The sequence below is a fragment of the Cellvibrio sp. KY-YJ-3 genome, assembly GCF_008806955.1.
Classification (GTDB): Bacteria; Pseudomonadota; Gammaproteobacteria; order Pseudomonadales; family Cellvibrionaceae; genus Cellvibrio.
In genome coordinates, this window is sequence record NZ_CP031727.1 from 2,447,397 (window position 1) to 2,469,404 (window position 22,008).

29 protein-coding genes and 2 tRNA genes are annotated in these 22,008 nt (G+C 44.2%); 8 read left to right on the forward strand and 23 right to left on the reverse strand.

The window, feature by feature from the left end; genetic code table 11:
- Window positions 1-45: 45 nt before the first annotated feature.
- Genes D0B88_RS10330 through queF form a run of 3 tightly spaced genes read left to right on the forward strand, consistent with a single transcriptional unit; the run spans window position 46 to window position 2,632 of the window.
- The gene (locus D0B88_RS10330) at window positions 46-993 is read left to right on the forward strand and encodes an ABC transporter ATP-binding protein (protein WP_151056969.1); all 948 of its coding nucleotides are present in this window, start codon (window positions 46-48) and stop codon (window positions 991-993) included.
- Between the two features lie 2 nt (window positions 994-995).
- A complete protein-coding gene (locus D0B88_RS10335; protein WP_151056971.1) occupies window positions 996-1,769 on the forward strand; it encodes an ABC transporter permease in 774 nt (257 codons plus the stop codon).
- Between the two features lie 20 nt (window positions 1,770-1,789).
- On the forward strand, window positions 1,790-2,632 hold the full coding sequence (gene queF / locus D0B88_RS10340; RefSeq protein ID WP_151056973.1) for an NADPH-dependent 7-cyano-7-deazaguanine reductase QueF: 843 nt from the start codon (window positions 1,790-1,792) through the stop codon (window positions 2,630-2,632).
- 68 nt (window positions 2,633-2,700) lie between these two features.
- Here queF and D0B88_RS10345 read toward each other — a convergent pair whose 3' ends face one another.
- Together D0B88_RS10345 and D0B88_RS10350 are read right to left on the reverse strand one after the other, a co-directional pair.
- Window positions 2,701-4,083: an adenylate/guanylate cyclase domain-containing protein gene (locus D0B88_RS10345; protein WP_151056975.1), complete on the reverse strand. Its 1,383-nt coding sequence runs from the start codon at window positions 4,081-4,083 to the stop codon at window positions 2,701-2,703.
- Window positions 4,084-4,221: 138 nt separating this feature from the next.
- Window positions 4,222-5,457 (reverse strand): hypothetical protein, encoded by a 1,236-nt coding sequence (locus tag D0B88_RS10350; protein WP_151056977.1) that lies wholly within the window; start codon window positions 5,455-5,457, stop codon window positions 4,222-4,224.
- A gap of 197 nt (window positions 5,458-5,654) precedes the next feature.
- Here D0B88_RS10350 and D0B88_RS10355 point away from each other — a divergent pair, with 197 nt between their 5' ends.
- From D0B88_RS10355 to D0B88_RS10365, 3 genes are all read left to right on the forward strand, one after another.
- A complete protein-coding gene (locus D0B88_RS10355; RefSeq protein WP_225318324.1) occupies window positions 5,655-6,230 on the forward strand; it encodes a nitroreductase in 576 nt (191 codons plus the stop codon).
- 105 nt (window positions 6,231-6,335) lie between these two features.
- Window positions 6,336-6,423, forward strand: a tRNA-Ser gene (locus tag D0B88_RS10360).
- A gap of 181 nt (window positions 6,424-6,604) precedes the next feature.
- Window positions 6,605-6,681: transfer RNA gene (locus D0B88_RS10365), tRNA-Arg, on the forward strand.
- Between the two features lie 93 nt (window positions 6,682-6,774).
- Here D0B88_RS10365 and D0B88_RS10370 read toward each other — a convergent pair.
- The 11 genes from D0B88_RS10370 to D0B88_RS10420 all read right to left on the reverse strand — a co-directional run bounded on the left by D0B88_RS10370 (window position 6,775) and on the right by D0B88_RS10420 (window position 14,396).
- Window positions 6,775-7,761 (reverse strand): tyrosine-type recombinase/integrase, encoded by a 987-nt coding sequence (locus D0B88_RS10370; protein ID WP_151056981.1) that lies wholly within the window; start codon window positions 7,759-7,761, stop codon window positions 6,775-6,777.
- Complete coding sequence (locus tag D0B88_RS10375; protein WP_151056983.1) at window positions 7,761-9,032, reverse strand: hypothetical protein; 1,272 nt, start codon at window positions 9,030-9,032, stop codon at window positions 7,761-7,763. The genes D0B88_RS10370 and D0B88_RS10375 overlap by 1 nt, the downstream gene beginning before the upstream one ends.
- A 263-nt stretch (window positions 9,033-9,295) precedes the next feature.
- Window positions 9,296-10,438, reverse strand: coding sequence for a zonular occludens toxin family protein (locus D0B88_RS10380; RefSeq protein ID WP_151056985.1), 1,143 nt, complete (start codon window positions 10,436-10,438; stop codon window positions 9,296-9,298).
- A complete protein-coding gene (locus tag D0B88_RS10385) occupies window positions 10,439-10,774 on the reverse strand; it encodes a DUF2523 family protein (protein WP_151056986.1) in 336 nt (111 codons plus the stop codon).
- Between the two features lie 2 nt (window positions 10,775-10,776).
- Window positions 10,777-11,985: a hypothetical protein gene (locus D0B88_RS10390; RefSeq protein WP_191966411.1), complete on the reverse strand. Its 1,209-nt coding sequence runs from the start codon at window positions 11,983-11,985 to the stop codon at window positions 10,777-10,779.
- A 459-nt stretch (window positions 11,986-12,444) separates the two neighbouring features.
- Window positions 12,445-12,678: a hypothetical protein gene (locus D0B88_RS10395; RefSeq protein WP_007642558.1), complete on the reverse strand. Its 234-nt coding sequence runs from the start codon at window positions 12,676-12,678 to the stop codon at window positions 12,445-12,447.
- A 48-nt stretch (window positions 12,679-12,726) separates the two neighbouring features.
- Window positions 12,727-12,972 (reverse strand): hypothetical protein, encoded by a 246-nt coding sequence (locus tag D0B88_RS10400; RefSeq protein WP_040392223.1) that lies wholly within the window; start codon window positions 12,970-12,972, stop codon window positions 12,727-12,729.
- Window positions 12,973-13,042: 70 nt separating this feature from the next.
- Window positions 13,043-13,363: a hypothetical protein gene (locus D0B88_RS10405; protein ID WP_007642554.1), complete on the reverse strand. Its 321-nt coding sequence runs from the start codon at window positions 13,361-13,363 to the stop codon at window positions 13,043-13,045.
- Between the two features lie 94 nt (window positions 13,364-13,457).
- Window positions 13,458-13,883, reverse strand: a complete 426-nt coding sequence (locus D0B88_RS10410; RefSeq protein WP_151056990.1) for a hypothetical protein — start codon at window positions 13,881-13,883, stop codon at window positions 13,458-13,460.
- Window positions 13,884-13,885: 2 nt separating this feature from the next.
- Complete coding sequence (locus tag D0B88_RS10415; protein ID WP_151056992.1) at window positions 13,886-14,185, reverse strand: hypothetical protein; 300 nt, start codon at window positions 14,183-14,185, stop codon at window positions 13,886-13,888.
- 4 nt (window positions 14,186-14,189) lie between these two features.
- Complete coding sequence (locus D0B88_RS10420; protein ID WP_007642544.1) at window positions 14,190-14,396, reverse strand: hypothetical protein; 207 nt, start codon at window positions 14,394-14,396, stop codon at window positions 14,190-14,192.
- 165 nt (window positions 14,397-14,561) lie between these two features.
- Here D0B88_RS10420 and D0B88_RS10425 point away from each other — a divergent pair, with 165 nt between their 5' ends.
- Together D0B88_RS10425 and D0B88_RS10430 are read left to right on the forward strand one after the other, a co-directional pair.
- Window positions 14,562-14,837 carry a helix-turn-helix transcriptional regulator gene (locus D0B88_RS10425; RefSeq protein WP_151056994.1) on the forward strand — a complete coding sequence of 92 codons (276 nt, stop codon included), beginning with the start codon at window positions 14,562-14,564 and terminating at the stop codon, window positions 14,835-14,837.
- 40 nt (window positions 14,838-14,877) lie between these two features.
- Window positions 14,878-15,456: a hypothetical protein gene (locus tag D0B88_RS10430; RefSeq protein WP_151056996.1), complete on the forward strand. Its 579-nt coding sequence runs from the start codon at window positions 14,878-14,880 to the stop codon at window positions 15,454-15,456.
- A gap of 99 nt (window positions 15,457-15,555) precedes the next feature.
- Here the strand turns inward: D0B88_RS10430 and D0B88_RS10435 are convergent, their stop codons facing one another.
- From D0B88_RS10435 to D0B88_RS10475, 10 genes are all read right to left on the reverse strand, one after another.
- Complete coding sequence (locus D0B88_RS10435; RefSeq protein WP_151056998.1) at window positions 15,556-15,957, reverse strand: hypothetical protein; 402 nt, start codon at window positions 15,955-15,957, stop codon at window positions 15,556-15,558.
- A 140-nt stretch (window positions 15,958-16,097) separates the two neighbouring features.
- Complete coding sequence (locus tag D0B88_RS10440) at window positions 16,098-16,478, reverse strand: hypothetical protein (protein WP_151057000.1); 381 nt, start codon at window positions 16,476-16,478, stop codon at window positions 16,098-16,100.
- A gap of 147 nt (window positions 16,479-16,625) precedes the next feature.
- On the reverse strand, window positions 16,626-17,096 hold the full coding sequence (locus tag D0B88_RS10445; RefSeq protein WP_151057002.1) for a hypothetical protein: 471 nt from the start codon (window positions 17,094-17,096) through the stop codon (window positions 16,626-16,628).
- 120 nt (window positions 17,097-17,216) lie between these two features.
- Window positions 17,217-17,600: a hypothetical protein gene (locus D0B88_RS10450; RefSeq protein WP_151057004.1), complete on the reverse strand. Its 384-nt coding sequence runs from the start codon at window positions 17,598-17,600 to the stop codon at window positions 17,217-17,219.
- A gap of 131 nt (window positions 17,601-17,731) precedes the next feature.
- Window positions 17,732-18,091, reverse strand: coding sequence for a hypothetical protein (locus tag D0B88_RS10455; protein WP_151057006.1), 360 nt, complete (start codon window positions 18,089-18,091; stop codon window positions 17,732-17,734).
- A gap of 136 nt (window positions 18,092-18,227) precedes the next feature.
- The gene (locus D0B88_RS10460) at window positions 18,228-18,620 is read right to left on the reverse strand and encodes a hypothetical protein (RefSeq protein WP_151057007.1); all 393 of its coding nucleotides are present in this window, start codon (window positions 18,618-18,620) and stop codon (window positions 18,228-18,230) included.
- 97 nt (window positions 18,621-18,717) lie between these two features.
- Complete coding sequence (locus tag D0B88_RS10465) at window positions 18,718-19,065, reverse strand: hypothetical protein (protein ID WP_151057009.1); 348 nt, start codon at window positions 19,063-19,065, stop codon at window positions 18,718-18,720.
- Between the two features lie 44 nt (window positions 19,066-19,109).
- Window positions 19,110-19,436 carry a hypothetical protein gene (locus D0B88_RS19000; protein ID WP_191966412.1) on the reverse strand — a complete coding sequence of 109 codons (327 nt, stop codon included), beginning with the start codon at window positions 19,434-19,436 and terminating at the stop codon, window positions 19,110-19,112.
- A 132-nt stretch (window positions 19,437-19,568) separates the two neighbouring features.
- Window positions 19,569-19,937 (reverse strand): DUF5329 domain-containing protein, encoded by a 369-nt coding sequence (locus tag D0B88_RS10470; protein ID WP_151057011.1) that lies wholly within the window; start codon window positions 19,935-19,937, stop codon window positions 19,569-19,571.
- A gap of 988 nt (window positions 19,938-20,925) precedes the next feature.
- On the reverse strand, window positions 20,926-21,891 hold the full coding sequence (locus D0B88_RS10475) for a tRNA-dihydrouridine synthase (protein WP_151057013.1): 966 nt from the start codon (window positions 21,889-21,891) through the stop codon (window positions 20,926-20,928).
- Between the last annotated feature and the right edge of the window lie 117 nt (window positions 21,892-22,008).

Here is a 22,008-nt window from a genome sequence, read left to right on the forward strand (position 1 = left end):
GTTGAGGTTTGGTTTTTTGATCTTCCACTATTTCCGCGAGGGGTTATGACTCCGGCACTCTCAATCAGAAATCTGCGTAAAGTTTACAACGAAAAGTTCGAAGCACTGAAAGGTATTTCACTGGATGTAATTCCCGGTGATTTTTTCGCGGTGCTCGGCCCCAATGGTGCGGGTAAATCTACCACCATCGGTATTATCAGTTCACTGGTGCGTAAAACAGCCGGTACGGTTGAGGTTTTCGGTAAAAATATCGATACCGATTTCTCCGCTGCTAAAAAATATCTTGGCGTTGTTCCTCAGGAGTTTAATTTTAGTATGTTCGAGAAGGTGCAGGACATTGTTCTGCAGCAGGCTGGTTATTACGGCATGGGGCGTAGCCAAGCGCTTGAGCAAACAGAGCGTTATTTGAAGCAACTTAGTTTGTGGGATAAGCGCGACACACCTGCGCGCATGTTGTCGGGTGGGATGAAGCGCCGTTTAATGATTGCACGTGCCTTGGTACATGGCCCGCAGCTATTGATACTTGATGAGCCTACTGCAGGGGTTGATATCGAGTTGCGCCGCTCCATGTGGGATTTTTTGCGTGAAATAAATGCGGCAGGGACTACGATTATTTTAACTACTCATTATTTGGAGGAGGCAGAAAGTCTTTGTCGCAATGTAGCGATTATCGATCAAGGGATGATAGTGCAAAACACCAGCGTTAAAAATTTACTGCAGCAGCTCAATAAAGAGGTATTTATTTTCGATGTGCAGGGTAGTTTGAACGGTCTGCCAACGATTGATGGTCATAGGGTTGCAAAAATTGACGAGCATTCATTTGAAGTGGATGTTGAAAAGGGGCAGTCACTCAATGCAGTGTTTGAACAATTAACTGCACAACAATTCCGTATAGTGAGTATGCGCAATAAGGCTAACCGCTTGGAGGAGTTATTCGTTTCCATGGTTAATGCAAATAAAGATGCCGCACAATCTGTAGTAAAAGAGGGGTAAGCATGACAGCACATGAGCAGTGGATTGCGTTTATGACAATCCTGCGTAAAGAAGTTAAGCGTTTCACTCGTATTTGGGTGCAAACCTTATTGCCTCCCGCAATAACCATGATTTTATATTTTGTTATTTTTGGAAAATTAATTGGTGGTCGCATTGGCGATATGGCGGGTTTTAGTTATATCGATTTTGTCGCGCCCGGCCTGATTATGATGGCGGTAATTACTAACTCCTATGCAAATGTTTCCTCTTCTTTTTTTAGTGCAAAATTTCAGCGTAGTGTAGAAGAAATTTTGGTATCGCCTACACCCAACTATATTATTTTGTTGGGCTTCGTGATGGGTGGTGTTGCGCGTGGCATGGCAGTGGGCTTGATTGTCACCTTGATGTCGCTTGGCTTTACAGAGCTGCAAGTGCAGCATTGGTTTATCACTTTGTTTATTGTGCTAATGACGTCGATATTGTTTTCATTGGCAGGTTTTATCAATGCAGTCTATGCCAATACCTTTGATGATATATCCATCGTTCCTACTTTTATCCTAACGCCACTTACTTATTTTGGTGGTGTTTTTTATTCCATCAATTTATTGCCTGAATTTTGGCAGCAAGTGTCGGTATTTAATCCCATCTTGCATATGGTGAATGCGTTTCGCTACGGAATGTTGGGTATTACTGATGTGCATTTGGGAATGGCATTTGCAGGTTTGACACTGTGTGTTGTGACATTATTTGCAGTAGCCTTATACTTACTAAAAAATGGCAAACGCTTGCGTGCCTGAACTATTTCCAAGGTGATTTTATGAATCTTAATCCTCTTGGGCAGCAAACTGAGTATGTATCGGTTTACTCGCCGCAGTTGCTGTTTCCTATTTCTCGTGCGGAATCGCGCAAGCTTTTGGGAATAGGGGCCGCGCTGCCTTTTTTTGGTGAAGATATCTGGACTGGTTACGAGCTATCCTGGCTTGACTCTCAAGGTAAGCCTGTTGTCGCGGTCGCGGAGTTTTTTATTCCCTGTGATAGCGAATTTATGATCGAGTCCAAATCATTCAAGTTGTATCTAAATTCGCTCAATCAAACTCGCTATCAAAGTGCGGCGGAAGTAGAAGAGTTGTTGGTTAAGGATTTGTCAGCTGTAGCGGGTACCATGGTACGTGTGCATTTGTTTCCATTGCTGCCGTCGCAGATTTCCCATTGGCGGGCGCAACCGGCTCATTTATTAAATGCGGCGACGTTAGAGGGGGTTTTACTCGATGAGTTATCGGTCACTGTGGACGCCTATCATCCCAAGCCTGAATTGCTGGTTACTACCGGGGAGCTGGTGAGTGAGTCGCTGATTAGTAACTTGCTGAAAACGAATTGTCCCGTGACGGGGCAGCCGGATTGGGCCAGTATTGTTGTGCGTTATAGCGGTAAGAAAATCGAGCACGAAAATCTGCTGCGTTACATTATTTCTTTTCGTGAACATCAGGATTTTCATGAGCATTGTGTGGAGCGGATTTTTAATGACATCGCAACCTATTGCAAGCCGGAATCCTTAACCGTCTATGCGCGTTACACACGGCGCGGTGGCTTGGATATTAATCCATTTCGTTCTAGCAGTGCAGAAGAGAAGCCAAACCTGTTGCGTTTAGTTCGTCAGTAGTTGTACTAATTTTGGTGGGTTAATGGTTGGGGAAAACAGGGCATGCGCAAGCATGTCCTGTTTATGAATTAAACAATTACCTTGTCTTTTAGTCTACTGGCTGCCTTTTCGAGTGTCTCAATAACTTTTTGTTTGTCGTAATTACGCACTTTATCCATATCCAGATACATGGAAAAACCTTCGGCCCGATCTTCGAAGTAGCTTTGGTTTTTGCCCATCTCTTTACGTAAATCAGCAACTTGATAAACCTTAACGGGCATAGAAAAACCTTTCACGGTTATTTCGCCTTTATCGCGACACATTACGGTGTCTTTTACCAGTGACCAGGTTTCGTGTGAGATAAGAATTTCATCGGGTTCTGCTGCTGATTCTAATCGGCTTGCCAGGTTCACTTGGGTGCCGAGTACGGTGTAATCCAGATGATTTGATGTACCAAAGGTGCCCACTGTGCAGTAGCCGGTATTGATGCCCATGCGCACCTGCAGTGGTTTCTTAATCCCCTGATTAAACCATTCCACCTGCATGGCTTTAATGCGCTTTTTCATCGCAATTGCCATGGCGACACAACGTGTCGCATCATCTTTAACACCTTTGCTTGCACTATCACCAAACAAAACCATTATCCCATCACCCATAAATTTATCGATAGTACCGCCGAAATGGGCAACAATTTTGGACATTTCAGTAAGGTAATGATTGAGGAGTTCGGTCAATGCCTCTGCTTCGATTTCTTCCGAAAGTTGGCTGAAGTCTTTGATATCGGAGAAAAACACACTAATTCGTTTACGCTCGGCTTGTAGGTGTTTGTCGTCGCCGCGATTGATGGCTTGCCATACGGTTGGTGGTAAATAGCGGGATAACTTATAAGCGCGTATTTTGTGCCATTTTTGTTCATTCTCCAGTTGCTTCTGGCTGAGCATTAGTTTGTGGAGTCGTTGATGCATATAAATAGCATAAACCAAAAAATATGTTGCGACGCCAATAAGGCTGGCTGCGCTAATCTGGATATTGCCCGATAAAATTAGCTGTGGGCTGTGTATAAAAAGACTAATGAGTACACCTGCCGCAAAAGCGGTGTTGTCTTCCAGTAGTTTGCGTATGCCGCCGCTGATTAATGCGTTAAATTGAATCATTGTTAAGAACATGACGCAGGGCAGAATACTGAAGTCGGTGAGGCTTAATACAATGCCGATAAGTCCTGCATCTATGTATGAGAGCCAGCGGTTGTTGCGTGCAACAAGTTCTGGAATTTGTTTCCGAGTAAAAAAATAGGTGCCATAGGCATAGGCCAGTAACAGCACTATAACGCCAATATATACAGGGTTTGGTTTGTTCCAATTAACAAATGAGGCGAGGGTGCCTGAGGCTGCAAAGCAGATAAGTGCGCGAAAGTAGTACTGTTGGATCGGAGTTTCAGTCTGCAGCGATTCGGAGTCGATCTTACTGGTCATTGGATAAAGCCTTATTGTTTTGTGCAGTAAGGTCTTCCCTGCAGAATGATTAACTCCCTGATGGTGCGGAAGGAATTAAACGGCTTTTCCATCAAAATGTCTACCTGTTGATTTCGATCGGGATTGGTTTTTGTCATATTATTTAAACTTCAGCTCAAGATACTTTGCCTCCAGTTCTGCATATTCTTTACGCAGTTCGACAAGCTCCGTGTGAAAATGGTCGTCAGGCTGTTGGTTGCTTTCCTTATTCTGTTTTTGGGGGCTGTTTTTGAGTTGATCGTTTTCCTTTTCAAGTTCCTCGATATTCTCCAGTAGACTCTTACTTTCATGGGTAAAACTGTGGAGAGTTTCTTTGATGCGCAGGTTTTCTTCTTCCAGCTGATGGTCGTTATCGATCTGGCCTTCCTGCATAGCAATTTTTTCGTTGGCTTTGGTGAGTTCTTCCTCCAATAGCTGGACACAGGTGTCTGATTCTTGGACAAAACGAATTTGCCGCTGAAGTTGTTGTTCCAGTTCTTTAATAACCAGGTCTTTTTCTTCGGCAGTGACTGCTTCTTCCAGTTTGCGTTGCAAGTTGCTGATAACCCGATACTGATCTGCTGCCACATTGCGCAATTTCATTATCTCTTCGGCTGCACGCGGATCCTGACGAACTATATTGATGGTCTTGTTTTCAATGGGGCGACCTGTGATAGCGGCATTGGTTGAGCGTATGTGTTGATTCATGCTGTTATAACTATCGTTATATTGGCCTAATAAATACTCATAGCGCTCTTTATCTGCCATCTCATCTGCCATGGCATAGAGTTCGTTGTAATGCTGTTGTGCATTTGTTTGCGTTTCATCCCAGCGCTTTTCAAGGTCAAAGAACATTTTTTTAAATTTTTCCAGATTTTCAACACGTTTTTTATAGGTATCCAGCTCCTCATTATTGCTGCCCTCATGCAATTCCTGAGGCCCCTGAAGTAATGGCTCCAGTGTTTGTTGAAATATATCCCAATAGCCTTCACTGCCCTGGATGGCTGTGGTACCTAACTCTTCTGCACGCAAAAAAGCATAGCGTAAGGCTACAATCCGCTGATTCAGAGGTACATCGCTAGGCTGTATGCCGGCGATGTCACTGCGCGGTGCCAGCAGGTTAAATCTGTCCTGTGTGAGTTCTACCTGCTCATAAATAAACTGTTTATAAGGTTTTGCAGGGGTAGGCAGGGGGCTGTTGCTGTTTTGGATGGCATCAATAAACTCGCGCAACTTTTGTTGCTGCAGCCGCATTATTTTTTTCTGCCTGACAACGCTCATCAATAGTGCGATGGAGGCAACAAGTAGCAGTAAAAAAGGGGTGATTATTGCGATAATCAAGGTGGTTTGTTGCATATAAACTGCCGATAGTGGACTTATTGTCTGGTCGCATGTTGGGGGGAGTTCCCGTTTATTAATTCTACTGGCGGGAATTACTTGAAAGTATGGTACAAATTTCACCAATATTCGAATAGCGCTCGCGTATTAGGAGCGTGTGGCCGTTATTGTTGCCGGTTTCTCCCAGTTAACGCCTTATTAAATAGATGAGTTTTATGGACGCAATCACCGTTTTACATCACAGAGTTTCACAATCCAAGCTGGCTTTGCCTGCGCCAGATCGCGAACAGTTAGATATTTTGATGCGCGCCGCTACACGAGCGGCGGATCACGGCAATCTCCAGCCATGGCGTTTTTTGGTGATAGAGGGAGTGGGGTTGGAAAAGTTGGGTGAGTTGTTTGCTCGTGTTGCTACCGAAAAAAAGCCGGATATCAGCCAGGCAGAGTTGGATAGGTTCAAATCAATGCCATTGCGTGCTCCAATGATTATTGTCGCAATTGCTAAATGTCAGGCGCACCCCAAAATACCAAAAGTGGAGCAGCTCATTGCGGCGGGCGCCGCGGCGCAAAATATTCTCACTGCCAGTTTTGCGTTGGGTTTGGGGGCAATCTGGCGGACGGGTGATATGGCTTATGATGGCGCGATAAAACAAGCGCTCGGTTTAGTCAGTAATGAAGCGCTTGATGAACAGATTGTCGGCTTCATTTATATAGGCACACCTACCGGTAGTGCACATCTTCCACGCGCAATAAATCCCTCAGACTTTTTTACTACATGGACGGGAGAATAAGATTGCGTTTGCATGCCCGCTTGTGTAAATTAGCGCGCCTTCGCAGGGGTGACGATGGAGAGTCAGTCTGGCGAAGAACCGCATTAATTGTCGGCGGTAAAATACGGTGAGGTGTCCGAGTGGCCGAAGGAGCACGCCTGGAAAGTGTGTATACCGCAAGGTATCGAGGGTTCGACTCCCTCTCTCACCGCCATTTTAAAACGACATAGCGCCTGAACAGGGCGTAGACTTGCAAGTGGTTCGATATACACCCAAGTCGATTGGTTTTTGTACTTCATTGATTTATAAAGCATTATTTTAAAATTTCACAAAAGAAAAATTAAAAAACGCTTGACGACCTAAAGGTCAATCAATAGAATGCGCGCCAACAAGACGCACTCATAGCTCAGCTGGATAGAGTACTCGGCTACGAACCGAGCGGTCGGAGGTTCGAATCCTCCTGAGTGCACCATATAGAAGTCGCTAAACCCCTGATTATCCAAGAGATTTTCAGGGGTTTTTGCTTTCTAGGGTTTGCAGTGTCGATGAAGTGTCGACGACATTGTTAATCATCGACAGCCGGTCGAAATTTCACTGCTTCCAATAAATGATCAGGCGATAAATGCGAATAGCGCATGGTCAAATTTATTGAGCTGTGACCAAGAATTCTTTGCAGCGTTAAAATATCCCCGCCATTCATCATGAAGTGACTTGCGTAAGTATGACGCAATGCGTGAGCCGCTTGACCCTTCGGTAATTTAAACGAACACTTTTCAAGCAGCCTACGAAATGCGCTGATCGACGTAGAAAATAATCTGTAATTTCCTGTCGAGTGAGTTCGCAAATCATCTTCGAGTTTTTGGGTGATTGGCACTGTCCGGTTTTTTCCTGATTTAGTATCCAGAAACGTTAAGCGCGACTTTCCAATTTGCGATGGCGTTAATTTTTCCGCTTCACTCCAACGAGCACCAGTCTGTAAACAAACTCTTACGATCAAATAAAGGCACGGGTTTTTGGCAGCCTGAATGACTGACAATAATTCCTGGCACTGTTCAGTGGTCAGGTAGGAGAGTTCGCGCTCTTTAACCCTGATTGGTTTTACCTTGATTAGTGGCGACTGGTATTTAATCTGGTCGGTTTGCCACAAGTAGCCATAAAGTGCATTTAGGTAGCCCAGTTCGTTATTGAGTGTTTTAGCGGACACACCATCTTGTGCACGTATCTGCCGGTAATTCAGATATTGGGCAGGCGTGAGGTTTTTCGCTACTGGATTACCTAGCGCATTGCACAATGCGATCAACGACCGTTTACGGCGCTCAGGGTCGGCCAAATGTATTCCGTGATGCCCATACCATAGGTCGATCAGTTCAGAGAGTTTGCGCTTGTCTGATTGCGGCGTGTTCCAGATTTCACCAGTGACTAATTTAGCCCTGATTTGATCTTCAAAACGTATGGCTTCAGTTTTGGTTTTGAATTTCCGGCGAAAGCGTTTGCCTTTTACGGGTTCGATATCCAGAAACCAGCGACCATCTTCAAGTTTTTCTATCGACACTAGACAGCTTTCCCCCAGCGAATAAAACGTTCTGCTAGGAGCTTCCTAATGTGATCCCTCAAATCCATATCACCCATGCCTTTATGTGCGTAAAACTCTTTGATAGTCGGCCAGAAGGGGAGCGATTGCAGTGCTTCCATGGTTTGTTTGGCGGTTAGCCGTTGACGAGCAGCAAGGCTGATGGCGTTGCCTATGAGCAATTCAATATTTTTACCACTGAATCCTGTGCTGGTTTTGTAATAGCGTTTGTAGTCGGTTTTATCGAGGTGTGACGGCACTGGGACTTGCACGAATAGATCCTGCATTAACAGTGTCCATACGGGATGGAAGCGACTAGGCGTGTTCAAAAATTTAAAGCTGTCAAAGCCGTACTTTAAAAGGCCATCCAAATGGTGTGAGAGCGCGGTATAGCTTTTGAAATAGCAGGGCGTATCACTGTCATGAAATTTACTCCCAGCCGCGAATTGCTCAACAACGGAGTGGTGAAAGCGAAACTCAATGCGCCAGACCGGTTTTGTATCGTCGTAGTTGTCTGGTGTGTCTTCAAATGGGTTGTCGGTTTTGCGCCACGTGTTCTCCCAAAAATCGAGTTTATCCGTGGCTTTTGCTTGTTTGGTTTTATTGTAAATACACAATTGCATTGATGATGGCGAACCAAACATATAGGTTTCACCGCGACCATAGGTTACTGACAGGTGATCAAAGTCCACTGTTTCTATGGTGTCGAATTGACGAACGGTGCGTGAGCGACAGTGCATGCGAGCGACTATATCTGCTGGAGGTTCCCAGCCTTGAACGTCTACGGCGATGTGTACTGCTGATTGGTTATATTCAAGATCATCCAACACGAGACTGGCGAAGCTGTCCATTAGCTCTTGCAGTTGTGCAGGGCTGTATTCTTCAATCAGGTGTGGCGAAACTTCGATTTTTAAGTGTGGGCCAACTGACTCAGGTTTAACGTTGAAATTTTTAATCAGTAGGATTAACCCTAAATCTGCATTTTGTAATTTGAATTGATAGCCTGAATCACGACCTATACGACCCGCATGCCATTCATGACCACCAAAAAAGACCAAACCGGTTTTCTCGAACAGATCGAGAACACCGTTTTTAATGTATCCGCGATAAAGTTGGCGAACAGTATCAACACCACAACGCAAAATATTTAATCCGGATAAGTCGCAGAATTTTTTCCCATCAAAAAATAACCGTCCTTTGCTGTCTGGTTGAAAGTCATGGTTCAAGCGGTCGTAGTGCGATGGCTTTTTCATTTGAAATTCCTCTTTCAGAAACAATGTGGTTTATAGTGGTGATAAATTTTTTTTTTGACTTAAACTTACTCAAATCTATCGTAATTAAAATCTGAAAAACACCTTTTTTTAATTCAAAATTACTAAATAAATTACTGTGTGGAACAATGCGTTTTATAGTGGTCAAGAACATCTATTTATAAGACGTGTTACAAGGACGTCTTCGCGGCTCCGGTGCCGCCTTTCGTGCTCATACTTGCGCGCGTCGGCGGCACCGTTGCCAGCTAATTAATAATTAACATTTGATCAGTAACCGGTTGTGGTGGTGACTGCGCCAAATCGGTTTGGGGGCGTGATAACGCAAAGATGACTTCATCCCCATATTGCAGACGAACAGCGCCCATCGATAAGCGCGTGTAGGTAAAGCCGAGGGTTAGCAGTAAGAAGCTATCAACGGATACAAAACTTTTATCGGGATATTCCACCTGAAACAGTAAGACATTATTGATATGGCCGACAAAGTAGATTGTTAAGCCCCTAAAAGGGTTCGGAGCACTGACCCCATTAGGTACAGCACCAAGAGGAAGATTGCCAGACGCTTGAACAGGTGGAGCAGCAGGCGTGTTGCCAGCTTGAAAATCGGATGGTTTAACACTGCCGCCAAACATGGTTGGAACACCGCCCGCACTGTAGAGAGTAGATCCCATATTCCAAATGCTATAGCCGATAATACAAAGTACGAGTAGGACTTTAGGCTGTTTAAAAAAACTAAAGGACGCGGCGGAATCTTTGGTTTGTCCGGTTGCTGTAGATTGATAGACATCGAATGCCCTCTTGTCGATTTTGCGCAAACTGGCGGAAATCGCGTGACCGATAGCGGAGCCAGAGTTTTCTGCAATGTGAGTAACGCGCTTGTAACGGCCTTTCATAAAGCTAAAAACTGTCGCCATGTTTTTATGGCGAAAACCAAACTCAGCAACCGCACGAATTTCTTTGTGGATTTTGTTGATGTTGGGTGTGCTGATGTAAATGTCCCAGTTCATATGCCGGTGTGAGTCAAACGCATCTTCAACTGTGCGTGGGCGTTTATCGTCAGTAGGGTTGCGCAGGTCATAGTCTTTAAAATCACGCAGGCGGGTTGGGTAAACGCGCTGGCCTTCATCCATCAAAATCAGGGCACCTTCTGGCACCCAGTGAAAGAAGCGCGCCATGCGCTCGAAGCCTGCTTCATTAAAATCAACCAGTGTGATCTGTGCGCTGTCGGGTAATTCAAAGCCGTATATTTCTGCAACATCCTCAGCCATTTTCACGCCGCGAATATTGGTCACGACATGGCGACCTTGTTTGATTGCAGGCACCAGATAATCACTGATCAGGGTTGAGGTTTTGTAAGAACCTGGATCACCGTGAATAATTGCTGTTGTCATTTACCACCCCATAACCCGCAAGGTGACGCGAGTGGCGATAGCTTGAACAATTAAATTCAATGATTCAGGAACGCGGAAGAAATTGAGATAACCCATTAGCACAGGATCAAGGTTAGAAAACCCTTGGTTGATATAATCGCCAATATTGAGGTTAACCATGATTTGCTTGGCGACACCCCAACTGAATTCCATCAAAAAAAGCATGCCTTGCAATTTGGCGATCACGAGCCATGCCACAAGTTCTTGCATGACCTCTTCAACAAAATCATAAATACCGGTGTAAATCCACTCCATCACAAAAAAGATACCATCAAGCAATGCTGTTAGTGTTTCCATGATTAGGTTCTCCCGCTGAGGACGATTGAAAAAGAAATAACACAGGCAACCAAAAATATTGCCGACGAAATGGGGTTAAGCCACTCTTCAAATTTTTTCATTCCAAAGCAGACTTCTTGCCCGCGAATTTGCTTACAAAAATCTTCGATTGATCCAGAGCCTTGAATAGTGCTTGTGAATTCATTTTGTATTTCGAGTTTTATTTCATCGATTTTTTCAGTTAATTCCTCGCCTAACTCTTCGAGGCGCTTTTCAGATGCTTCACCATCAAACTCACCTTTTTCACCGAGCGAAGACACAGAGCCAGAGGACGAGGCACTGCCATTGCCGCCACCCGAACACGGATTGCTGGCGGACGAGCCATTAGGCGCAGCAGAGGCGGAAGCACATGAAGAGTGAGAAGAGGATGCGGAGGATTTGGAGCTGGCAGAACCCTCGGAGCCTGATGCACCATCGGAACCAGAAGAGCCGGACGAACCCGCACTGCTTGCAGTAGTGCCGCCACCACCTCCACCACCGCCAGAGGGAGCCGCACACCACCAATCGCCGGCTTTATCTTGGAATTTATTTACGCAGGGAGAATCTTCGTTAATAGGCAGCCAGCCGCCGTATGACTGGTGCGGATTCCAACCAGCACCACCACCCACTGATTTTTGATTAATACATGAAAAATAATCTGAAGAAGTTGAGTCACATTCAAGAGCTGCAGCCGATGCAGCAGAACCGGCACTTCCGGTATTGCCCGAGCTAGTGTTGCTAGCACCACCAGCGCACCACCACTGACCGGACATATCTTTATATTTATTCGGGCAGTTGGAATCCTCCGCAACAGGAATCCAGTTGCCATAACCTGAGTAGGGGTTCCATGAATTATTGGTGCCGGAAGCTGAACTAGCGGATGCAGCGGAAGCGGAACCAGCACCACCATTATTACCACCACTGCCGGAGCCATCGCCTCCACCACCTGGAGTGCCACCGCCATCATCACCGCCGCCTGCACTACCAGCAGAGCCAGCGCTACCAGAAGAGCCTGTGTCAGGAGAGGAAGAATTAGGGGCAGATGATGCGGGTTCAGAACTTGGATAATTACAAGTGCCATCTTCGTTGTAGCCCTCAGGGCAGACAGGACACATGCCATTTACTTTCGGTCTGCCTTCGGGACAGGAGTCATCACCACCACCGTCATCGCCACCACAACCTTCTAAAGGCATAGGCGAGCCATCGGGACAGAATTGTCTAGTGCATTTTTTTAAAAAAGCATCATAAACACTAGGAGCGGGGCAAGGATCTGCACAGTTATAGCAGCGAATCGATTTTACAGTAGTGCCTGACCCGCCCTGATACTGTATCTCAGATATTAAATTGACTGTTGCACTAGAGGTACATTGATTTTTTGCGCTGTTATATTGAGTCTGAAATACAGGAACAGCGCCAGAATAAGAATGCCATTGACTACAGCCTTGAGCGGGGTCAAGGGGTGGATGATCTTGCGCAAAAACCAAATAACTATGCAGCGATAAAAAACAGAAAAATAGTAAATACAGATAACGCATGACAATCACCTAAAAAAAATGCCGCCCCGAAGAGCGGCACTGATTAGCCTTGACTGCCTACGTAGGCGCCGGTCATGAACGACACGACGACAAGGGCAGCAAACAGAAGCCCCGCCATTACACTTTTTTGAGCAATGACACTACCAAGCCAACACCCACGATGATGGCGACGATTTGAATCATGCCGGTGGAGGTCAGTTCGACAGAGTTTTCAGCCGCTGTTTGTGCAGCGGTGATGGCGGTGTCATCGATGGCGTGAGCAACAGAAGCACCAAGGGCAGCAGCGGTAGTGGCACCAACGGTCAGCGCTTTACCTACTTTTGAACGCAGAACAGCAAATTGAGTTTTCATAGAAAAATACCTTTGTGAAAGTTAAAAAAAATATTCCACCACAGAATTTTATAAACGGCGCAGTAGCTTGATGACCACACCGGCACCGAATCCGACGACAAAGGTGGCAAGGCAACTCACAATAATGAGGCCAGCTTTTTCGGGATCGAATTCATTAAGTGCAACCAACTGCGCGTAAACGAGCGAGGAATCAGTTGGTTCTACATAAGGAACTACAGACCATGAACCAGAGCAGGCCATAAAGCCCGCAGGGTCAAGAAGCAAATCACCATCACATAACGCTACTTTGGACATGATTAAAAACCTGTGTAGGCGCCCCCTTGCTCTCCTGTGGTGGAGGAATTCGAGCAAGGGGGCTAAAGAGTTAAGCGGTTTTGGCCGGTGTGGCGGTTGGGTTGTTCATCATCTTTTGCGGCACCACGCCAATTACATGCGGTTGGCTTTTACCGCCAGCGGCTTGTTTTAAAATCATGAACAGGGTTTTGTTGGCGGGTTGGCCGTAGCGAACGTCATTGAGTTGATCGAACACCGCGGGGTCAGCGGGGATTTTGCGAATGCTAAAACCGTGGCAGTCTTTTTCGCGGTCTGGCTCAGGTTGTGCGCCGACGAAAACAAAACAGTAAGGTTTGCCTTCGACTAGCATTCTTGTTACACCGAGTACGGTGGTTGGATATTCGAATTGCATAGTGATTACCTTTGGTTAATAAAACGTTGAGTGGTTGGTGGAGCGTTTAAAAATCGGTTGAGCTTTTACTGTCAGTCATCTAAGGGCTAAAGCCCTAAGACCGAGATACAGCTTGTGCGCGGTCACACGTTCCCTTCACAAGCTCACTCGGCGCGTGTGCGCGTGACTGAATCGAGTGTGTGCGTGCGGCGGAGACTGTTTTGGGTTGATCAGGAAAGCCGGTGAACTTCGAATAGCCGTTGTTGAGTACGGCGAGTAGGTAGCTATTAACGGCGATCAGTTTGTCGCGTGAGTCGGTGTCGCAGGTGACGATTAGGCTGATGCGGCCATCGAACAAGTCAGGGTTGGCACCGTGAGGCATAACGGTAATGGCGAGCATGCCGGTGCGTGAATCAAAGTGCGTTGTTGTGCAGGCAATAAGTGACGATCCAATTGAAAAACTGGTTTGGATGCAGGAGAAAATCAGCATTTCAATTTGCAGGCTTAATTGCTTTTTGGTGATGCTAAAAAAATCATTCATTTTCAAAACTCCAGTAGAGCGGCGTCAGTGGCCGAGATAGAAAACAAGTGATCATCAAATGCAAAAACGAATAGGCCGTTTTTGATGAACTTGAATGCAACACGTAAACCGGTTGTGGCGACGGTTAAGCGGGTGCCGGTTTTTAGGTGTTTTAATGCTGATTCACCCACCGGTATGCGGTTGATGAAAAAATCGAGCTGGAAAGGGCACACAGTGCGAATACGGCGGCAGGTGTGGCGAATAGCGCGCGCGGCTTTGTTCACCAGTTCAATATGTTTGCCAAAAAAATCGCACTGCATCATTGGATCAGTCCTCAACAAGCTCTTTGTGCAGCAGTGCGACATTTATCAGGACATGCTTGCCAATGCGGTAGGTGGGCAAGTAACCGCGATCTACCCAACCCCGAACAATGCCCGGCTCTATTTGTATCCAGTCGGCGAACTTTGCCCATGGGAGTAATGGTGGTGCGCCAGCTAACGAGCTTTTACTTAACTCTTCAAATTCCACTGTCATTCGCTTTGTTCCACTTTATTTATTAAACTCACCAAAATTAATCGGTGAACGTTTACTAAAGTGCATGTAATAAAATACATGCAAATAATTACATTTGCATTCAAGCATATATTTTTGCTTTGTGCAATATTTTGCATGTAAAAAATTACATATGTGAATTGAGCGATGGAAGACGTAATAAAGCGAGTGAAAGAAATCTGCGAAGTTGAAGGGCTTAACAGAGAAGAGTTAGCAGCTCGGACGGGAATGACTTATTCCCGCTGGCATAACTTAATGAATGGTCGCGGCACTATCAAAAGCGAAGAAATAAAAGCTACAGGCTTGGCATTTAAAGAATATGCATACTGGTTGGCTTATGGTGAGGAAATGCCAGAGGCAGGGCAGATTAGTCCAATGACTAAAACTACCCAGTCAGAATTAGGAACACAACGGAAGGCTTGATACTAGCAAGCAAGGTTGCCAAGCGATGGCGGAGGGGATTATGAAAATTAAAAAAATGGAATTGATTACTCTAGTAATCGCAATCGTGTTACTCAACTCCTTGTTTGTGAATAGTGCCAATGCAAATAACTGCGATGGACTGCAATATCAAGTTAACTACGCAGACTGGAAACTACGCCAAGGTGGCAATTCCAGCTACATGAAATACTGGCGCCAAAGCAGGGATGGTGCTGATAAAAGATTATCGCAATGCAAAAAAAGCCTTGGAATTGGTGGGCCACAAATACATGTGTATACAGGCGAAAACAAAGGCCAAGCGCAAAATAATAATTTCGTGACCAGTGATATCAACGATCCCACGCTACAGCAATTAATAAAGACCTGTAATTACTGGATCAGCGAATACAACCGAAATTCATCCCCCGAAAATTTAGCGTTTAGAGATAATTCTTGCAGAGACGTAAAACTCGCCACAGATCGTATTACCAATCCCCAAGAAACTTTTGTGATGATTCACAAACGCTCCGCAAAAGAATGCATCAAACCGAATAATGTAATTGATAAAGAAGTGCGCGAGTGTATGGAGGGGATTAGGGAGCCGACATGGGCGGTTAGGTAACGCTGAGTGCAGCGGCAGTTTGTGGAGTGGTGTTTTGTGCTAGCGTAGCGTCCAGCACAAAAAAAGCCACGGAACAAACTGTCCGGCTGACACGTATTGTTATGCATCTTCGCCCGTCATTATCATGTAGTGATAAAAGGGTGAAAAAGGTGGTTTGGGGTATTTCTTCCCTATGAACGCCTCTTTGAAGCACCTAGTTTTTTTGTTATCGTTTTCTACGACTACGTTCTGGATGGTTCCCAAGCGATTTTGGATTAATATAATTACTTCAGTTGGGCCACCTATTAAGTAACAGTGGCCTTTTTCATCGATTTGATTTGCATTATTAAATGATAGCCAATCATTATTGAACTGTGCATACTCTTCGGTATCTCGATATTTCTCCCGCTGAGCAGTAGCCTGTTGCTCCACCACCTCAAAGCTATATATGTCTTTAATTGGTATGTTACTAGAACATGAAAGCAGGAATACGCTTAAGGATAATAGGTATATTTTTCTCAATTGACTCTCCTATTGCATAACGCCGCGTACAACGGCAGTTTGTAAGTCGTGGTTTTGTGGATTACTTTTGCGCAGCAAAACCACAAAGCCGCGACTTACAAACTGTCCAGCGCACGAAGTGCGCGAGTTGGAGCACTTTGTTATGCTTTGCCTTTAAAAATTTCCATTACCTGTTTTTTATTGGATGTCCAAATTCGAAATTCACAACCAACATGTTTGGGAGATACATACCGAATACCTTGACTAAGAATACCATTCGCTCCTCCTTCTGAGAGAGATTCTCTAGGAAGCATATGAGCACCGAATATGGATTTTACAACTATAAATTCTTTATATATAGAATGCCTTAAAAAGGGCCAAGTGTAATTGAAAAAGTTTATTCTTCCACCACATATTTCTTCAAATTCAGGTGTTAGTCCCTTCTCATAAGGCTCGCGTTTTTTAGGGATAGTTATTGCAATAAATATAAAAAGAAGAAATAAGGAAAAAAATGGCGCAGCTATTAGGGTTACATTATTCATTTTCATGCACTCCTGCATAACGCTAAGTTCAGCGGGCAGTTTGTAGGTAGCGGTTTTGTGGAAGCATTTGCGAAGCAAAACCACAAAACTGCGACTTGAAAACTGTCGAGCACACGAAGTGTGCGGTGCTGCAGCGCCTTGTTAAATTCATTGTTTGGCAATTTTTTTGATATTGAAGTTTCGCGTTAGCTTGCGCTCATTTGGGCTATTGAGATTTTCGGCATAATAATTTTGATCAATAGATAGAACCCAGACCTCACCACTAAGGTTGATCGTTGCTTTTAATGGAAAGGTTGCTGAGAAACGTGTAAGGATAGCCTTTGAATCATCACCATTTTGTGGCAAAGCACCGGTTAAAAATTCGGGCTCACTTGTGCATTGCAATTTCAATAGTTGCGACCCAGACTGTTGTTTATAAAGTTCGCTTTCGACATTAGAAACTACGAATTTTCGATAGTCTTTACCAAGACCAAGCCATTCGATCATGTGCACACTTTTTTCGGCACAATCAAAGCCTGATATTTCAATGGATTTTCCTTCGTTTATTGAATCCATTGACTCAGCAATAACGTGTACCCCTGATAGAAATATCACTATTGATGTAAGAATTCGTAGCACGATATCTCCAAAAATTTAACGTTGCGATAACCGGTGGTTTTTAAGTAGCATTTTTGCCATAAAATGGAGCGAAGCGGAATGGCAAAAATGCTACTTAAAAACCATCCGTTTGATTGCTTGTTAGGTATTTTTTATTGTACAACTTTCTTCCGGACTATTAGTTGCTTTAATAAACTCTTGGTTTTCATTGAATAGGAAAAAACGCTTTTTCAAACCTTTGATACTTTTTTCGTATTCAAATAGAATTTTTCCATTATTGCATTTGTATTGAAATGCAGGATAACCAAAAGACTTTATGGTTTCATCGATGCTACTACCTTTTTTCAACGGTTGATATGATGAATTTGAAACTGCTTCAACCGCCAAAAATGGGGATGCTATTATTATAGCTGGCACAGCAACCAATAAAAGAGCTGCTTTTTCCCCCGTGTTATTATGTGAGGTGGAAGAACAGCTTGCAATAAAGCAAAGCGATATAAAAATTACGGGAAATTTCACTTTCATCACGCTGTACCTAACGTTAAGCACAACGGCAGTTTGTAAGTTGTGCGTTGTGGAATACTTTTGCGAAGCAAAACCACATAAGCGCGACTTACAAACTGTCCGGCCACGCAGTGGCGTGTTGCTGCGCATTGTTATGTGTTTTTGTGTAGTTCATTGTACTGGCTAACCAAATGAGGAAATTTAATTTCATACTCAGGATACGGGATGCCCACTAACTCTAGTGTAATTTCCTCAAGTTCTTCCACCCAACAAATTAACCCACCGGAATAATTTAAATTTCTATCTCCTCCATCTAAGACTGAGTGAGGTTCTGACAAAGCAAGTTCGTTAATGCCAGTTTCTGCTTCCACCCCAAACTCCTTGATGTGATTTTCCAAGAGCTTAGTCTCTACTCCTGTGTTAATTACAGCTAGAACACAACCCATTGGGGCGTCACCAGATGTAATTTTAAACTCAAGCAGCTTTAATTCATTAAATTTAAGTATGTACATGGATTTCACGTAACGCCGTGGTAAACGGCAGAATTTAAGTTGTGGCTTTGTGGAATACTTTTGCGCAGCAAAACTAAAAAGCCGCGACTTAAATTCTGTCCAGTGGAGCGTAGCGGAACGGAGTTTGACCGCTTTGTTAAGTTTGTTCTTCTATGTATTCGCACTTTGGATTAGGGTCAACAGTTACTGTTTTGAGCCAAGAAATGCTGAACCCCATAAAAGCAAGAACCGCCATTCCCATTCCAATTGTCCCTGCGAAGCCAGTTACTATAAAAAACGGTTCGCCAAAATATTCTTCACAATATACTGATAAAAGAGCTAACAATGAAAAATAAAAGCTGAATTGGATGATCCAACTAAAGGCGTAGCGAATTTTCCTGACTTTAAAATTAGAGAGAAGCTCACCCTCTTGGGGGAATGGTCCGAACCATGTAAACGCAATAAATGTTATTACGTTTGGTTTCATTAGCCTTAAAGCCACCAAATTCATAAATATAAAAATATAAATTCCGACAATTTTTTCGATCATAATTGACTTAACGCCTCAAACACCGACGTGGTGAAGTTGGCGACTTTTTTGGAGCAAAAAAGGTGACGGCTTTACAACGTCCGCGTGTTTTGACTTGTTACATTTTAACCGTAAAGCCATTGCTGATTACCTCTAGCTGTCCGTTACCATTAAAATTGAATTTGTAGTGCTTGTACTCTTCTTGAGCACCGATCTCTCCTTGCTTTACATGCTCCGCCAGCCATTTTGATTCAGTAATTACATGACTTCGATCGTACTTTTCACCCTCGATGAATGTTTCGATCATTTGCCACTTAAAGGCAACGGTATCTGGAAAGAACACTTCACGTTGTCTTTCTTGCCAATCCAGAAATCTAAGCACTAAGTCACCCTCATCCATATTGATGTTTGGGAACTCAGCATCTGCTGTAGAAAAACCTGGCTCTATTATCTCTGCTCGTTCCATGCTCGATCTACTTTTCAGATGTAACGCCGCGTAGTGGCGTGTTGCTACGATTTATTATGAGGTTTTTGATTTGCCAACCTATTTTTTTCTGATTTGTTTATACGGCCAGAAACCCAATGAAATACCATATAAACAAGAAAACCACCTAATGCGTAAGAAAAGCCAAATATATGGTAAAAATCATCAAATACAATTTTTAATAAAACAAAAAAGGTTAATATTATAAAAACGCATAATCTGCTGATTTTTAGATGAGCATCTTTGGCGGTAAAAATTAAAGCTATTAACAGAGGGAAAAATAGCCATTTGAGAATTTCATTAACTATCCCTATAACGGGCACCAAAAGCCACAATAAGTTTAAATATTCCATTTTTCCTCATAACGTTAAGCGCAACGGCAGTTTGTAAGTCGTGGTTTTGTGGGTTAATTTTGCGCAGCAAAACCATAAAACCGCGACTTAAAAACTGTCCAGCACGCAAAGCGTGCGAGCTGCAACGACTTGTTAGTGACTTTTGTTGCCACGATAAGCTTTCAATTCATTATTAAACCAAACAGAGCTTAGAACTACTGACTGACCTTCGCATTTAACTTGATATGGCTTACCTGACATACTACTTTCAGTGGCAGCCTTCTCAATAAAGGATTCCGAAGTATTAAGTAGGCCTTTCCCAACAAGGTAATCATATTTCTTTCTAATATGTACAGAGGCTTCAGCAGCAGAATACCAAGACCCATTTCGATTGAATTGGCAACCAGAACTCTCTAAATGTGTAAATAAGTGCTCAATTTCTTGTTTGGCAGAGCCAGATAATTCTTCCGCATTACAAAAAGCAGAAAGTAAGGCAAAAAAAGCAATAAGTATAATTTTCATTTTTTGATATTTTCAGTTGAAATCTGCTTTACTTCGGGAGCTTTGTCTTTATGAAACGGATTGCATGGAGCAAAGCATGGGCCACAACAGCCAGTTAAAATGGTGGCGAAGAAAACCAAAACAATTCCGCTTTTTAAATTACGGTATAAACTCATTTCTCTGTACTCACTAACATTTGTATACCGCGCATGCGCGATATCTACCTTAAGATTTATTTGAATTTTAATTATTAACTAATTGTTTTAATTGAGGAATGACAGCACATTACGCGACTGGTTTAAAAACAAAGTGCGCATGCGCGTTATCTTCCCTTTTTTGTGCGCAATATCATTCTTTGAAATCCTTTAAGTTATTGAATATATATGCTTTTTGATTGTTTCAGAAGGAGTTTTTGAGAAGTGTAAAGAGGATATTCGAGCAAGGAGGATCAGGCTCAGGAAGTGGGCGTTGAAATATGCGCCAAATCTATTAAATAGAAATAGCCACCAACAAAGTCGAAAAAGTGCCGGCAAGGCTTAGCTATAAGGAGGCTTTTTAAAGGCTAGCCAGTGAGAGGGCTAAGCGCTGCGCATAGTCAGGTTTTGAGCGTGTTAGGGTAGGGGTTAAAACAATGACCTTATGCTGCCGGAAAAGGCATCAGTGGAACCATTGAAGTCTGACTAAAAGCTATCGTGTGTCGAAAAAGTGTCGAAATCATTGTGCCGTAAAGCGGTTTTTAGTGGGGACGGGAAAAGGCGAAACCCAGTATTCATGCGGCTTAGCGGGGAGTAGTGGAGCAATGGGAAGCTGGGGGAGAGGGTTCGAATCCTCCTGAGGCACCATATAAAGAAAGGCTTGCCAGAAATGGTAAGCCTTTTTTCGTTTGCGTTGTTTGGTTTTTTGAGTGGGATATTTGAGTCGAAAATTCAAATTGTTTGTTGATTGTATTGATTGTGGCTCAGTGCATCAGAAGTCCTTTTCTGCGGGACGTACTTTTTATTGGTGGTTGTTAGTCTGTGTGCGCTGCATGCAGTGCCTCGGTAAAACAGGCCTCAATTTCTACTGGTGTGGTTTTACGTTTTATTGCTTCAAAAAATACTTGGGCCTGCGGGTATTGCCTACTTAAATACATCAGCCACTGCTTTACCCGGTTGCCACAATTGCGCTCGGAGTAGAGTGGGGTGGTGAGTTTGTAGTAGTCATACAGCATTTCACAAATCGCTTGCCAGGTTAGCGGTATGTAATCCTCTCCTTTTACGTGCGCTTTAATTTGTCGTGCGAGGTCGGGGCAGGCGAGTAAGCCGCGCCCGAGCATGACATCGGCGCCTGCTGATTGCTCGCGGCAGCGCAGATAATCTTCCACTGTCCAAATTTCACCATTGCCTACCACCGGAATTTTTAATTCGGCGCGAATATCGGCAATGTAGTGCCAGTAAGCGGGTGGTTTGTAGCCGTCGGCTTTGGAGCGCGCATGCACGGTGAGTTCATTTGCACCGGCAGCTTCTACGGCGCGCGCGTTATCCAAATAGCTGCTGCGATCTTCAAACCCCAAGCGAATTTTTGCAGTGACGGGAATCTCGCGCGGCACAGCATCGCGTACCGCTTTAATGATGGAATAAACGCGATCCGGCGTGCGCAGTAAGCAAGCGCCACCTTCATGGGAGTTTACGGTTTTGGCGGGGCAGCCAAAGTTCAGGTCGATGGCTTTTGCTCCGTAGTTAACCAGCTCCAGTGCATTGATCGCCATGGGTTCCGGTTTGCTGCCGAGCAGCTGCACGCGTACTGGTGTCCCGTTGGGCGTTTTACAGTCGCTCTCCAGTTCCTGCGCGTACTTATAAAAGACTTTATAGGGCAGCTTTTGATCGGTAACGCGGATAAACTCTGTCACACAGCCATCCAATCCGCCAATTCGAGTCAGTATGTCGCGTACATGGTGTTCAACAACGCCCTCCATAGGGGCTAACATAATTCGCATGAATCCACTCTGGCCGGTGATAAAGGTCGGCATTTTAGCGGTTTTGGTTGATAATTGGCGCCGCTCTGCGTAGATTGCGCGGCCTTTTGCGGGTAAAACCTGCCTTTATTGAATGAA

Coding starts and splice junctions, on each gene's coding strand:
- D0B88_RS10345 (WP_151056975.1), bottom strand. CDS start 4,083: ATGACCAGTAAGATCGACTCCGAATCGCTGCAGACTGAAACTCCGATC.
- D0B88_RS10410 (WP_151056990.1), bottom strand. CDS start 13,883: ATGAATGATTTTTTTAGCATCACCAAAAAGCAATTAAGCCTGCAAATT.
- D0B88_RS10470 (WP_151057011.1), bottom strand. CDS start 19,937: ATGAAAATTATACTTATTGCTTTTTTTGCCTTACTTTCTGCTTTTTGT.
- D0B88_RS10330 (WP_151056969.1), top strand. CDS start 46: ATGACTCCGGCACTCTCAATCAGAAATCTGCGTAAAGTTTACAACGAA.
- D0B88_RS10350 (WP_151056977.1), bottom strand. CDS start 5,457: ATGCAACAAACCACCTTGATTATCGCAATAATCACCCCTTTTTTACTG.
- D0B88_RS19000 (WP_191966412.1), bottom strand. CDS start 19,436: ATGGAATATTTAAACTTATTGTGGCTTTTGGTGCCCGTTATAGGGATA.
- queF (WP_151056973.1), top strand. CDS start 1,790: ATGAATCTTAATCCTCTTGGGCAGCAAACTGAGTATGTATCGGTTTAC.
- D0B88_RS10400 (WP_040392223.1), bottom strand. CDS start 12,972: ATGTCCAAAGTAGCGTTATGTGATGGTGATTTGCTTCTTGACCCTGCG.
- D0B88_RS10415 (WP_151056992.1), bottom strand. CDS start 14,185: ATGATGCAGTGCGATTTTTTTGGCAAACATATTGAACTGGTGAACAAA.
- D0B88_RS10440 (WP_151057000.1), bottom strand. CDS start 16,478: ATGAATAATGTAACCCTAATAGCTGCGCCATTTTTTTCCTTATTTCTT.
- D0B88_RS10455 (WP_151057006.1), bottom strand. CDS start 18,091: ATGTACATACTTAAATTTAATGAATTAAAGCTGCTTGAGTTTAAAATT.
- D0B88_RS10465 (WP_151057009.1), bottom strand. CDS start 19,065: ATGGAACGAGCAGAGATAATAGAGCCAGGTTTTTCTACAGCAGATGCT.
- D0B88_RS10375 (WP_151056983.1), bottom strand. CDS start 9,032: ATGAAAAAGCCATCGCACTACGACCGCTTGAACCATGACTTTCAACCA.
- D0B88_RS10380 (WP_151056985.1), bottom strand. CDS start 10,438: ATGACAACAGCAATTATTCACGGTGATCCAGGTTCTTACAAAACCTCA.
- D0B88_RS10460 (WP_151057007.1), bottom strand. CDS start 18,620: ATGATCGAAAAAATTGTCGGAATTTATATTTTTATATTTATGAATTTG.
- D0B88_RS10390 (WP_191966411.1), bottom strand. CDS start 11,985: ATGCCTTTAGAAGGTTGTGGTGGCGATGACGGTGGTGGTGATGACTCC.
- D0B88_RS10335 (WP_151056971.1), top strand. CDS start 996: ATGACAGCACATGAGCAGTGGATTGCGTTTATGACAATCCTGCGTAAA.
- D0B88_RS10450 (WP_151057004.1), bottom strand. CDS start 17,600: ATGAAAGTGAAATTTCCCGTAATTTTTATATCGCTTTGCTTTATTGCA.
- D0B88_RS10430 (WP_151056996.1), top strand. CDS start 14,878: ATGAAAATTAAAAAAATGGAATTGATTACTCTAGTAATCGCAATCGTG.
- D0B88_RS10475 (WP_151057013.1), bottom strand. CDS start 21,891: ATGCGAATTATGTTAGCCCCTATGGAGGGCGTTGTTGAACACCATGTA.
- D0B88_RS10395 (WP_007642558.1), bottom strand. CDS start 12,678: ATGAAAACTCAATTTGCTGTTCTGCGTTCAAAAGTAGGTAAAGCGCTG.
- D0B88_RS10425 (WP_151056994.1), top strand. CDS start 14,562: ATGGAAGACGTAATAAAGCGAGTGAAAGAAATCTGCGAAGTTGAAGGG.
- D0B88_RS10355 (WP_225318324.1), top strand. CDS start 5,655: ATGGACGCAATCACCGTTTTACATCACAGAGTTTCACAATCCAAGCTG.
- D0B88_RS10420 (WP_007642544.1), bottom strand. CDS start 14,396: ATGACAGTGGAATTTGAAGAGTTAAGTAAAAGCTCGTTAGCTGGCGCA.
- D0B88_RS10385 (WP_151056986.1), bottom strand. CDS start 10,774: ATGGAAACACTAACAGCATTGCTTGATGGTATCTTTTTTGTGATGGAG.
- D0B88_RS10405 (WP_007642554.1), bottom strand. CDS start 13,363: ATGCAATTCGAATATCCAACCACCGTACTCGGTGTAACAAGAATGCTA.